The 13,045-nt window shown below is 57.0% G+C and carries 9 protein-coding genes; 5 read left to right on the top strand and 4 right to left on the bottom strand.

The annotated features are described in order from the left end of the window. Positions 1–37: 37 nt before the first annotated feature. Positions 38–2,245 carry a Stk1 family PASTA domain-containing Ser/Thr kinase gene (locus EYR88_RS00575; protein ID WP_131087813.1) on the top strand — a complete coding sequence of 736 codons (2,208 nt, stop codon included), beginning with the start codon at positions 38–40 and terminating at the stop codon, positions 2,243–2,245. A gap of 68 nt (positions 2,246–2,313) precedes the next feature. Here EYR88_RS00575 and EYR88_RS00570 read toward each other — a convergent pair whose 3' ends face one another. Beyond that, positions 2,314–3,708 (bottom strand): 3-deoxy-7-phosphoheptulonate synthase class II, encoded by a 1,395-nt coding sequence (locus EYR88_RS00570; RefSeq protein ID WP_131087812.1) that lies wholly within the window; start codon positions 3,706–3,708, stop codon positions 2,314–2,316. 77 nt (positions 3,709–3,785) lie between these two features. Further along, positions 3,786–4,457, bottom strand: coding sequence for a lysophospholipid acyltransferase family protein (locus EYR88_RS00565; RefSeq protein ID WP_131087811.1), 672 nt, complete (start codon positions 4,455–4,457; stop codon positions 3,786–3,788). A gap of 134 nt (positions 4,458–4,591) precedes the next feature. On the opposite strand from EYR88_RS00565, the gene EYR88_RS00560 reads away from it, so the two are divergent. The 3 genes from EYR88_RS00560 (at position 4,592) to EYR88_RS00550 (ending at position 7,739) form a co-directional block, all read left to right on the top strand. Next, positions 4,592–5,377: an alpha/beta fold hydrolase gene (locus EYR88_RS00560; RefSeq protein WP_131087810.1), complete on the top strand. Its 786-nt coding sequence runs from the start codon at positions 4,592–4,594 to the stop codon at positions 5,375–5,377. Next, complete coding sequence (locus tag EYR88_RS00555) at positions 5,374–5,817, top strand: hypothetical protein (protein WP_131087809.1); 444 nt, start codon at positions 5,374–5,376, stop codon at positions 5,815–5,817. Before EYR88_RS00560 ends, EYR88_RS00555 begins: the two co-directional genes overlap by 4 nt. Before the next feature lie 110 nt (positions 5,818–5,927). Beyond that, entirely contained in the window at positions 5,928–7,739 is a 1,812-nt protein-coding gene (locus tag EYR88_RS00550) for an AMP-dependent synthetase/ligase (protein ID WP_131087808.1), read from the top strand. Here the strand turns inward: EYR88_RS00550 and EYR88_RS00545 are convergent. Together EYR88_RS00545 and EYR88_RS00540 are read right to left on the bottom strand one after the other, a co-directional pair. After that, positions 7,712–8,254, bottom strand: coding sequence for a hypothetical protein (locus EYR88_RS00545; RefSeq protein ID WP_131087807.1), 543 nt, complete (start codon positions 8,252–8,254; stop codon positions 7,712–7,714). The genes EYR88_RS00550 and EYR88_RS00545 overlap by 28 nt on opposite strands. A gap of 108 nt (positions 8,255–8,362) precedes the next feature. Continuing rightward, a complete protein-coding gene (locus tag EYR88_RS00540; protein ID WP_131087806.1) occupies positions 8,363–11,815 on the bottom strand; it encodes a pyruvate carboxylase in 3,453 nt (1,150 codons plus the stop codon). A 349-nt stretch (positions 11,816–12,164) separates the two neighbouring features. Here EYR88_RS00540 and EYR88_RS00535 point away from each other — a divergent pair, with 349 nt between their 5' ends. Next, complete coding sequence (locus EYR88_RS00535; protein WP_131087805.1) at positions 12,165–12,980, top strand: ParA family protein; 816 nt, start codon at positions 12,165–12,167, stop codon at positions 12,978–12,980. Positions 12,981–13,045: the final 65 nt, after the last annotated feature.

The raw sequence follows: 13,045 nt of genomic DNA, 5'->3' as shown, positions 1-13,045 counted from the left end.
GCTTCGCGCGCACTCTTCAAGTGGGTGCCGACGAACGATGAGCTCGGCCCTGACTGACCCACACTTGGGAAAAACACTCGATGGTCGTTATCGCCTGGACTACCTCTTGGCTTTAGGCGGCATGTCCAGAATCTACCGCAGCATGGACAAGCGACTGCATCGAGCAGTAGTGGTGAAGATACTGAACGATAACTTCGCCAGTGAACCTACGGTAAGAGAACGCTTCGAATCTGAAGCGGTAATCGCCGCAAATATCACGCACCCCAATGTTGTATCGATCCGCGACCATAACGTCAGCGACAACCTTGTCTACCTCGTCATGGAATACGTGCGCGGAAGAAACCTCGACCAGGTTATCGCCGAGCGCGGCTGTTTCACTCCACGCCAGATGCTCAGCATTCTTGAACAGATCTGTAGCGGATTAAGCGCAGCGCACAGTGAAGGCATCATTCACCGTGACATGAAACCCGCCAACGTCTTGCTTTCCGACATCGGCGAAATCAAACTGACCGACTTTGGGTTAGCCCGCGCAGCTAGCGCTCATACGCAGTCCGCGACCCTGCTGGCCACCCTTTCCCATGTGTCCCCTGAACTGGTTTCCGGTGCGCCAGCTGATTCGCGCAGTGACATCTATGCGATAGGCATCATGATCTATCAGATGCTCACCGGACGTCTTCCATATTCGGAAACCAACCCCGCAGCCATGATGAAACATCATCTGGACTCCCCCATGCCATTGCCATCACAGACCATTACCGAATTGGCTGATGACCTCGATGAGCTAGTGCGTTGGTGCACCGAGAAGGACCCCGAAAAGCGCCCACAAGATGCCTCGCTGCTTCTAGAAGAAGTGCGTCAAATCCATGCAACGCTCACTGACGAGCAGCTTGATCTGGGTGCCGATTCGCTGGGGAATGTGGAAGACCTGATTCCCGAACGTTTTGCGCATATGCCGACCACGCTGCAACAACGCCTTGACGCCATGCAGCGAGATCGCGAACTTGATCGTGAGAAGCAATGGCAAGAGCTAAATACCGTGGCTGCCGACGGCGACTATGAACTCGACGAGGACTTAGGCAGTGAATCGCCTACCAGCGTCATTGCAGTCTCGGATGCCACCGAAGTTCTAGATTTGCGGGACGCTCAACAAACTCTGGCTATGAACCTGTTCGAAGATAATGATTCTGACTCGGCCATAGCTGCGACCTCGGTGTACGCACGCAATGAGTCGGCTGCTATTGAACCGGTTGCGAGCGATGCTCAGGTCCCAGCTCGCGAAGCCAAGCGTGCACAGAAGCAAGCCGAAAAACGCTGGCGCAAGGAAGCCCAGATTCCTACACACCAGCTGAGGCGCCCACGCAGCGGGACTCAGAAGACCGTCATGATTTTCGTGTGGATTTTGGTTGTCGCCGTAGTGGCCGGTGCTGGCTGGTTCTTTGGCCGAGGTCCGGGAACGATCGTTCGTATCCCATCGCTGACCGGGATGATCCAAGAGCAGGCGATCGCCCAAATGGACGACGCCGGTGTTCCCGTGCGCGTCAGCACTGCTTACGATGATGAAGTTTCCATTGGTCGGGTGGTTGAGTCTCATCCAGCCACCGGCAAGAACATCATGAAATTTCAAGGTGTAGAGCTCACGGTTTCTGAGGGGCCAGAGCTTTTCCAAGTCCCTCAGGTCGCTGGTTCCACACTAGGCCAAGCAAAGAAGTCGCTAGCCAAGGTGGGCTTTGAAAACCTGAAAACTGTTGAAGCCTACTCTTCGTCAGTGGCCGACGGTTCGGTCATCACTTCGAACCCTAGCAACGGCGAGCGGTTGCCCAAGAAGAGCCTCATCACGCTGACGGTGTCCAAGGGCCCGGCTCCGGTTCAGGTTCCCTCTCTCATTGGGTTGAGCAAGGATGAGGCTACGCAGAAGCTCAAGGACGTCGGTCTGAGTCTCACTCTTGGTGAAGAAGTCAGTTCAGAACAGGTCAGCAAGGGCCAGATCGCGGCGCAGTCACCGGCCCAGGGTGCAGCCGAATTCGGCAGTTCCGTAGAGGTGAGCATCTCCTCGGGTCCTGAATATCTTCAGATCCCGTCGGTTGTAGGGCTCACCGTCCAAGAGGCCACAGCGCAGCTTCAAGCTGCCGGCTTCACGGTGAAAACCCATGAAGTATTTGGTGGCGCACAGCAGACTGTACGGATGCAGACACCGCTGGGTCAGCGAGCCGTACGAGGCAGCGAGATCAGCATTTACGCTTTCTAGTGGCAACAAAAAAATGGGTTCAGTTCCACGGTGTGGAACTGAACCCATTTTTTGTTTGTGGCTAATACTTAGCGGTTACGGCTACGGCTTTGCAACGCCGAGGAGACCAAGAAAGCCATCTCTAGCGACTGACGGTGGTTCAGTCGTGGATCGCAAACAGACTCGTACAGCGAGTCGAAGTCTTCCTCACGGATCGGATCAGCGCCGCCGAGGCACTCAGCCACGTCGTCGCCGGTCATCTCCACGTGCAGGCCACCTGGGAAGGTTCCCAGCGAGTCGTGTACCTCGAAGAAGCCGCGGACTTCGTCCATGACATCGTCGAAGTTGCGAGTCTTGTAACCGTTCTGGCTGGTGACGGTGTTGCCGTGCATTGGGTCGGTAACCCACAGCACCTGAGCACCGGAGGCGGTAACCTTCTCGACCAAATTTGGCAGCTTTTCACGAATGTTCTTCGCACCCATGCGGGTAATGAAGGTCAAACGTCCTGGCTCACGATTTGGATCGAGCTTCTCGATCAGTCGCAACGCATCGTCTGGATCGGTGGTTGGGCCAAGCTTCACGCCAATTGGGTTACGTACACGCGACAGGAAATCGATATGTGCGTGATCCAGTTGGCGGGTGCGTTCACCGATCCACAGGAAGTGGCCGCTGGTGTCGTATGGCAGGCCGGTGCGGGAGTCGGTGCGGGTCAATGCTCGCTCGTAGTCCAGCAACAGTGCCTCGTGGGAGGCGAAGAACTCGGTGCGCTTGAGTGCCTCGAAATCGGCGCCACAAGCATCCATGAAGCGGATGGCCGAGTCGATTTCGCCGGCCAGCTGCTCGTAGGCGGAGTGCGCCGGGTTAGCCATGAAGCCGCTGTTCCACGAGTGCACGCTGCGCAGGTCAGCAAAGCCGCCCTGGGTGAATGCACGAATCAGGTTCAGCGTGGCCGAGGAGGTGTTGTAGGCCTGCACCAAACGCTTTGGATCATGGGCACGAGACTCAGGAGTGAAGTCGAAGCCATTAACGATGTCGCCGCGGAATGCTGGCAGAGTAACACCGTCTCGGGTTTCATCATTCGAGGAACGTGGCTTGGCGAACTGTCCAGCCATGCGACCCATCTTGATAACAGGTAACGAGGCACCGTAGGTCAGGACAACGGCCATCTGCAAAATCGTGCGTACACGCGAGGAGATCTTGTCGGCAGTAGCGTCGGCAAAAGTCTCGGCGCAGTCACCACCCTGAAGCAGGAAGGCACGTCCCTGTGCGGCTTCGGCTAGGCGTTCGCGCAATACGTCAACTTCGCCGGCAAATACCAGTGGAGGACGCGAACCCAATTCGTCGATGGAGGCCTGATAGTCCTTGTGCTCACGCCAAGTTGGCTGCTGCGCGATCGGCAGTTCACGCCACAGGTCTAGTTGTGGATCGGTGGCGGGGCCGCCTACGGAGGAGCCTGGCAATGGGGTTCGATTTTCTACGCTCACCCTATTGATTCTACGTGGCGCAGCAGCAAAGCACCGCGACGAATGTAACAGGGTTGCGTAACAGTGTGAAGAGGACGCTATTTCTTGGCTTTGCTCGGTGCATAGACATCCACGTAGCTCTGTCCGGAGAGTACGTTGATGGCCTGACGAATTTCGTCTGCACACTGGCGTAGGGCCTGTGGATCATCGTGCTTCCCTGCCAGATGATCAAAGTTCAGAGGCTTGCCAATCTTGATGCCGATCTTGCCCGGGCGCGGTATCGTGCGCCCAATGGGCTGCGCTTTGTCGGTTCCGATCATGGCCACAGGAACGACCGGGGCGCCGGATTCTAAAGCGAGCTTGGCGACCCCGAGCTTTGCCCGGTAGAGCCGACCATCGGGCGAGCGTGTTCCTTCGGGGTAAATGCCCAAGACTTTACCCTCGCCCAAGGCGCGGTTTGCGCTGGCCAGCGATGCCGCTGATTTACGTCCCCCCGAGCGATCCATCGGCAACTGGTTGATGTTGCGGAAGAACCATGCGGTCACTCGTCCCTTGAGCCCACGGCCGTTAAAGTACTCATCTTTGGCCAAGAAAATCACGGGGCGTTCGAGCATTGCAGGTAGAAAAACGGAGTCGCTGACCGAGAGATGATTCGAGGCCAAGATAACTGCCCCGGTGTCCGGAACGTTCTCTAGGCCTCGCAGATCAACACGGAAGAAGACACGAATCAGGGGCCGAACAGCAAAACGCTTGAGGAAGTCGTACAGCACGGCAGAAAAATTCCTTCTTCTCGAGGATCAGCTTATGGCGGAACATTCTTAAGCCGTGGTGGTCATGGCACTGTCCGCACCCTTCAATTGTGCACTACGCTCGATAGTGTAAGCAGAAAATTGGAGTGGTCACGATGAAAAATGATGCACAAAACACCACTGAGCCTCGGGTATCGAAGGATTGCGCAGTGCTGCTGATCCACGGCTTCACCGGCTCTCCCACCGCTATGGAGCCTTGGGCGCAAGCCCTGTCCCGTCGAGGCTTTGATACCGCGATGCCACTGCTTCCAGGACACGGCACCAAGTGGCAGGACATGATTACCAACACTTATAGCCAGTGGATCGATGCCACAGAACAGGCCTTTGACGAACTGGCACGCACGCACAAAACCGTTTTTGTTGCTGGCCTGTCCATGGGTGGCGCGCTAGCTCTGCACTTGGCCACTCGCCGCAATGTTGCCGCAGTTTCACTGGTCAATCCCGGCCTTATCGTTGATTCGCCACTGGCCCCGTACACCCCATGGCTCAAACATGTGGTTCGCAGTGTTGCCCCGATTAGCAACGACATCGCCAAGCGTGGCGTGGATGAAGGAGCCTACCCACGCACCCCCATCGCCGCCGTCGCGCAGCTGCATGCACTCTTCGCCCAAACTCGTGCACGGTTGGAACTTGTCACCGCCCCAGTCCAGCTCTTCCGCTCCACGGTGGACAACGTCGTTTCGGATGCTTCGGTGCGGGAATTGGTCGGTGGGCTCACCCCGGGAACTTTGGCCGAACACCACCAGTTGCTTCATTCCAAACACGTGGCCACCTTGGATTACGACGCAGCGCAGATCTTCCAAGAATCCGGACGTTTCTTCTCACAGCACTCGACCGGCGAGCAGCGCCAAACTAACCGCCAAGCAGGGAGGCACGTATGAGTTTTCCTGACGCTCGTCCCCCGCATCAAGACGATCCGCGGTGGGACGATTTGGTGAAGAACTTCCAAGAGATCGATGCGACGGCTCCGCGTGAGCCCGGTGCTGCCGAACGTGCAAATCAGCTCAAGAAGCTCTTTAATACCGGACCCGGCGCGGTGGCTGGCCCACGCGATTCGGCGCCGGCGGAGCTTGAAGAATCCGATGAGAAATTTGTTCCCGATGAGCCTGCCGCGTTGGGTTCCGGGGATCCAATGTTGAATATGGCGTGGGTTACTGCAGCCGGCGGCCCGATCGGGCTATTGCTGTGTGTGCTGTTTTTCCGCTCAGCTCCGACGTTTGTATTTATCGGCTTGGCGCTGTTGGCAGTGGCCGGAATCGCTTACTTACTTCTACGTCTTCCAACGAAGCGCGATCCGGGAGATGATGGGGCTCAAGTCTGAACCGAACTTGGAGCGTTAAGCACGGTAGGTTACTGTAAAGTAATAAAATGTGATGCGGGTTACCCGCCATTGCTTTTGGGGTCACACAAAGTTCAGGAGTTGAGTACCAGATGCGCGAATATAGCTCGCCAATTCGCATCCACACACCGCAACAGTCAAATATCACCGACTTACTGTTACGCCACGCAAATTCGGCAGCAAACCCGGCTTTGTTCTCAAAGCCTGGACCTGACTCATCGTGGCAAGACGTCACCGCATCGCAGTTTGCTGCCGATGCCAAAGCCATCGCCAAAGGATTTATCGCCAACGGCATCGACGCCGGCGAACGCATCGCGCTGATGGCCAAAACCCGCTACGAGTGGACCCTCGTGGACTTCGCCATCTGGTTTGCCGGATGTGTCACCGTTCCCATTTATGAGACTTCCTCCCCTAGCCAGGTTGCATGGATTATCTCTGATTCCGACGCCAAAGCGGTCGTCCTTGAATCTGCAGCACATGAAAACGTCGTACGCCGGGCAGCTCACGAAGAGCAGCTCGAACTTCTCGATCACGTCTGGCAGTTTGACGGTGGATTGGAACAGCTGGTTGAAGACGGACGAGCGATCAACGACGATCTACTTGAATCCCGTCGCGCTGCAGTTTCACTGAGCCACATCGCCACAATCATCTATACCTCTGGCACCACCGGGCGGCCTAAGGGCTGCGAACTGACGCACGGCAATTTTGTCGAGCTGGCCGAAAACGCTGCAGCTTCCCTACCCGATGCTGTGTACCCTGGTGCCTCCACCATCATGTTCTTGCCACTGGCACACGTTTTTGCCCGATTCATTTCGGTCATCAACGTGGCAGCTGGTTGCCGTACCGGCCACACCCCAGATGTGAAAAACCTGCTTGGTGACCTTCAGTCCTTCAAACCGAACTTCATCCTCGCGGTGCCTCGCGTATTTGAGAAGGTCTACAACTCAGCGATGCTCAAGGCCGAAGACGGTGGCAAGGGCAAGATTTTCCATGCCGGCGTCGACGTTGCTGTGGCCTATTCCAAGGCGCAGCAGACGGGCAAAATTCCGCTAGTTTTGACGCTGAAGCATAAGCTCTTTGACGCACTTCTTTACAAGAAGCTGCGTGATGCCATGGGCGGAAATATCCGCCATGCAGTATCCGGCGGCGGCCCACTGGGCGAACGCTTAGGCCACTTCTTTAACGGCATTGGTGTGACCATTCTTGAAGGCTACGGTCTGACGGAAACTACCGCTCCGATCACGGTTAATACCTTGGACCGCATCAAGATCGGTACCGTGGGCAAGCCACTTCCTGGCAATGCAGTTCGTATTGCCAGCGATGGAGAGATCCTGGCCAAGGGTATTTGCGTGATGAGCGGATACCATGACCGGCCAGAACTTCAAGACGAAGCTTTCACCGATGGCTGGTTCCATACCGGAGATATCGGCGAGTTGGACGATGACGGCTACTTGAGCATCACCGGACGCAAGAAGGAAATCATCGTCACTTCCAGCGGCAAGAACGTGATTCCTGCGCTGCTCGAAGACCAGATCCGTGCTGACGCATTGGTCTCACAGTGTGTGGTCGTCGGCGAAGGCCGACCATTTATCGCCGCGCTGGTGACCCTAGATGACGAAGCGTTGCCAGGCTGGCTTGATCGTCACCACCTGGATAAGAACAGCTCGCTCGAAGAACTGGCGCAAAACCCGACCGTGCGCGAAACCATCGAAAAGGTGATCGCCAAGGCCAATACTTCGGTATCCCGTGCCGAAGCGATCAAGTCTTTCCGCATTGTGGCCGCGGACTTCACCGAGGAAACCGGGCACCTGACGCCATCGCTGAAGATCAAGCGCGCTGCGGTTCTCAAGGACTACAACGAGCTCATCGAAGAGATCTACTCGGCGCCTAAACCAACAGCGTAATTCATAACAGCACCAACTAGCTCCCACGATTCGCGAGCTGAAGCGGCCCAGGGCAACCTGAGGCCGCTGTGTTGTGTCCGGGCAAAGTAGCTACGTGGAAGTACAACCCGATTGAAGGCCGGTACCGGATGATCGGCACGCACTTCGCCGAGCACCGCGAAGATGAGGTTCTCGGCCAGAGCTTTGCGCCCATTGGCTAACAGCCATTCAACCAGTTCCATCAGCTGGTCTTCGCTATCCGGACCTGGTTCACCAACAACGACCAGTACATCTGCGGCGCTGAATTTGCCTTCCAAGGCTGTCTGCACGCGTTGCGGGCCAGAGGTTGAGACCTCGGCCTTGACGTTGACCTCGCCAAATTGCTCGGCTAAATGCTCAGCGATTTCAAAAAACGGCAGGTGGGTATCCAAGGTAAATACCAGAACCCCCAGCCGGCTTCGCAGTGCGGAGATTTCGCTGGCTTGGGTGCTGATTTCCTGGGGAGTTACCCCTGCTGGAGTCTTGCTGGCGCGCATCGCAGCTCCTTGTACGTCTAAGGTGTTTCTAAAAATTGTGAAGTGAACACAGGGGCCCGCAACTTATGTTGCGGGCCCCTGTGCCCGATGCAAAAGACTTGCTACGTACTACTTCGGTTCAATCACCAAGAGTAGATCGCCACCCTGCACTTGGCTGGTGCCATCCAGGGTGATCTGCGTGACAACGCCCGAGGCGTTTGCGGTAATGCCAGCTTCCATCTTCATCGCTTCGATGGTGGCTACCGACTGACCGGCTTCGATCAAATCTCCGGTCTTCACGTTCACCGTCACAGCCCCAGCAAATGGTGCTGCCACATGTCCGGCATTGTTCGGGTCAGCCTTTGGTGCGGACTTGACGGTGGATTCCACCGACTCGTCACGGACCTTGATCTGACGTGACTGACCGTTCAGGGTGACCACCACGGTGCGCAGGCCCTTCTCATCGGCATCCGAAACGGAAACCAACTTGACCAGCAGACGAACGCCGGTACCCAGCGAGATGACGTGCTCAAAGCCTGGAGTGAAGCCGTAGAGGTAGTCACGGGTGTGAAGCACGGACAAATCTCCGTAGTTCTCCACGGACTTCTCAAAGTCACGGGTTGGTCCGGCGAAGAGCAAGCGGTTCAACGTGGAACGAACGGTCTCGTCATCCCCCTGCAGGCCCTGAGCATCCTCGGCTGAGAGATCCTCAATGCGGTTCTTGATATTACGTCCCTGCAGCGCCTTGGTGCGGAATGGTTCTGGCCATCCGCCCGGAGGATTGCCCAACTCACCGGAGAGGAACTGGATGACCGAATCTGGGACATCGTAGTTCTGCGGGTTGGCTTCGAAGTCCGCAGCAGCCACCGAGGAGCCGACCAGCTGAAGTGCTAGGTCGCCAACCACCTTGGAGGACGGAGTCACCTTGACCACGTTGCCGAGCATGTCGTTCACCGAAGCGTACATGGACTCGATGGCCTCAAAACGCTCGCCCAGTCCCAACGCGATGGCCTGCTGGCGCAGGTTCGAAAGCTGTCCGCCTGGAATCTCGTGCTGGTATACGCGGCCGGTTGGTGCTGGCAGGCCTGATTCGAATGGCTTGTACAGCGCACGTACTGCTTCCCAGTATGGTTCCAGCGAGGCTACCGCATCCAAGGACAGCCCTGGATCACGATCGGTGAATTCAAGCGCTGCGACCAGTGCTGAGGCCGATGGCTGCGACGTGGTTCCGGCCATGGCGGCACTGGCCACGTCAACCGCGTCCACGCCGGCATCGATGGCTGCCATCAGGGTAGCCAGCTGGCCACCTGCGGTGTCGTGGGTGTGCAGGTGCACCGGCAGATCAAAGCGCTCACGCAGCGCAGTAACCAACTTGGTGGCAGCTGCCGGACGGAGCAACCCGGCCATGTCCTTGATGGCGATAATGTGTGCACCGGCGTCGACGATCTGCTGTGCCAACTGGAGGTAGTAATCCAGGGTGTACAGCTTCTCGTTGGAATCCAGCAGGTTACCGGTGTAGCACAGGGCTACTTCGGCAACCGCAGTTCCGGTTTCGCGCACTGCCTTGATGGCCGGAGCCATCTGCGAAACGTCGTTGAGCGCATCAAAAATACGGAAGATGTCGATGCCTGAGGCCGCAGCCTGCTTAACAAACGCATCGGTGACTTCGGTCGGGTACGGGGTGTATCCGACGGTGTTGCGCCCACGCAGCAACATCTGCAGTGGGATGTTTGGCAGCTCGGCACGCAGCAGTTCCAAACGCTTCCATGGGTCTTCACCCAAGAAGCGCAGGGACACGTCGTAGGTGGCTCCGCCCCAAACTTCCATGGAGAACAACTGTGGGGTGGTATGTGCGTAGGCCGGGGCTGCAGCAAGCAGGTCACGGGTGCGCACACGGGTAGCCAGCAAGGACTGGTGCGCATCGCGGAAGGTGGTATCGGTAATGCCTACGGCCTTGGATTCGCGCAGTGCCTTGGCAAACCCTTCCGGGCCCAGATCCAGTAACTTCTGGCGCCATCCGTCAACTGGTGCAGCAGACTTGGATGGGCCATCAAATGGAGAACGTTCTGGCTCATCGGACTTATCTCCCGGGAAAGCTGGCAGCTTCTTGCGTGGGTCAATACCTTCGATGCGCTCACCGTGTGGATGGTTCACGGTCACGTGCGCTAGGTAGTTCAAGGCCTTGGTACCGCGGTCCTGAGACTTGTTACCGGTGAGCAAATCTGGGCGGGAGTCGATGAAGTCAGTAGCTACATCGCCGGCCAGGAACTGCGGGTCGGCCAGTACGTTCTGGATGAACGGAATATTGGTTGCCACACCACGTACGCGGAACTCGGCCAACGCACGACGGGCACGAGCCACGGCGGTTTGGTAGTCGCGTCCACGACAGGTGAGCTTGACCAGCATGGAGTCGAAGTGTGGGGAGACTTCAGCGCCAGCGTAGATGGTGCCGCCGTCAAGTCGCACACCCGAGCCACCGGCCGAGCGGTAAACGGTGATTGTGCCTACGTCTGGGCGGAAGCCGTTGGATGGATCTTCGGTAGTGATGCGGGACTGCAGTGCCCAGCCGCGGACCTGAATGCTGTCCTGGCTAATGCCAAGATCGCTCAGCGATTCTCCGGCGGCAATGCGCATCTGCGCCTGTACTAGGTCGATGTCAGTGACTTCTTCGGTCACTGTGTGCTCAACCTGAATACGAGGGTTCATTTCGATGAATACGTGCTGGCCGGCTCGATCGCCGACGGTATCTACCAAGAACTCAACGGTTCCGGCGTTCTGGTAGCCCAAGGCTTTGGCAAACTTCACCGCATCGCGGAACAGTGCCTGACGGATGGAATCATCCAGATTCGGCGCTGGAGCGATCTCAACAACCTTCTGGTGGCGGCGCTGCAAGGAGCAGTCACGCTCGTGCAGGTGAACGATGTTTCCATGCTCGTCGGCCAGGATCTGCACTTCGATGTGACGAGGGCGCAGTACCGCTTGCTCGAGGAACACGGTGGGGTCACCAAAGGCGGTGCCAGCTTCGCGCATGGCCGCGCCCATCAGTTCCTGCAAATCTTCGCGCTTGTCCACGCGACGCATACCACGACCGCCGCCACCAGCTACAGCCTTGACGAAGATTGGGAATCCAATGCGGTCCGCTTCAGCGACCAAGAAGTCGACGTCGTCGCTTGGTTCAGATGACTCTAGTACTGGGATACCGGCTTGACGGGCTGCTTTCAGTGCAGCAACTTTGTTTCCGGCCAGTTCAAGCACGTCCGCCTTGGGACCGATGAACTTGATGCCTTCCGCTGCTGCCGCACGAGCCAGGTCCGGGTTCTCGGACATAAATCCGTAGCCTGGGTAGATTGCATCGGCGCCGGACTCTTTGGCAACGCGGATGATTTCCTCGATGTCCAGGTATGCACGGACAGGATGGCCTTCTGCACCAATCTGGTAGGCCTCTGCGGCTTTCTGGCGGTGAATCGAGTTGCGGTCTTCATGGGGGTAAACCGCTACGGTTTTTGCACCGAGCTCGTAGCTTGCGCGGAAAGCACGAATTGCAATCTCACCGCGGTTGGCGACCAAGATTTTTTCAAACATAGTGTCCCTACATCGAATCATTACGGGGTTGGTGTCTCTGGCCAGGAAGCTGTTCCAGTGGCCAATGAGAAGACATCAACAGCCTTTCGGGTCTCGAAAAGTAGCAAGCTTTCGCCACTTCTGTGAGACACACTACACGGGTGATGCGGATTACGCACAAACATTTCACCCTGTGGTCTGACCATAAGAAATATTGGCCTTGAATGCTCTTTTAATCACTAAGTTGGATACAAGAGCAAAAACTAACGTTGCAAAGTCGGGGAAACGACCTTCGGCACACTATGATGATGAGAGACTAAAAATTCGGTGGGACGTTAAATAGCGAACAGTGAAAGGCGTGGTCTGGTCCGTGCACGTAGTGAGCATCAGCAGCCTCAAGGGTGGCGTAGGAAAAACCTCCGTAACGCTCGGACTGGCTTCAGCAGCACTTGCCGCCGGCATTCCGACTCTCGTCATTGACTTGGATCCCCACGCGGATGCCAGCACTGGCCTCGGAGTTCGAGCCAACGGTAAACAGCCAATTGGGCAAATGCTCAAGAACGCTCGTAGGGTCCGTTTGCAGGAGCAGGTCGTAGCCAGCGCTTGGCAATCAAAAGCAGCAGAGAAGAAGTCGCGTACCCGCATTCCGGTACTTGATGTTGCCGTAGGCGATGCCTACACCGGCATTTATGACCGCCCGGATTTGCGCACCAGGGACTTGCGTCGCCTGACCCAAATCCTCAGCCGAACCAGCGGCTACCAGCTAGTGCTGATCGACTGCCCTCCATCGCTGAACGGGTTGACCCGCATGGCATGGAGCGCCTCAGACCAACTGTTGCTAGTGGCGGAACCGAGCCTTTTCTCGGTCGCAGGTACCGAACGCACGCAGCGCGCACTGGATCTTTTCCGTCGCGAATTCGCTCCGTCACTCGGCCCGGTAAAGGTTGTTGCGAACCGCGTTCGCAAGGACTCTGCAGAGCACACTTTCCGTCTGGGCGAGATGCGTCAGATGTTTGGTGAATCCATGGTGAAGCCAGAAATCCCAGAGCACTCCGAATGGCAGCAAATTCAGGGGGCGGCATACTCGGTACACCAGTGGCCTTCCAAGGCAACTGCACCGATGCTCTCGCAGTTTGATGCATTGCTCAAGGAAGTCATGTCGACCGCAGACAAATCGAACAGCTAAGCATCAAGCAGTACTCAAGACAAAATAGATATGAGGCCAGGCCACCGATTGGTGGCCTGGCCTCA

The sequence above is a fragment of the Arthrobacter sp. S41 genome (genome assembly GCF_004320535.1).
Classification (GTDB): Bacteria; Actinomycetota; Actinomycetes; order Actinomycetales; family Micrococcaceae; genus Glutamicibacter.
The sequence above is the reverse complement of the archived record's forward strand: the minus strand, read 5'-3'. Positions and strand labels throughout refer to the sequence as shown.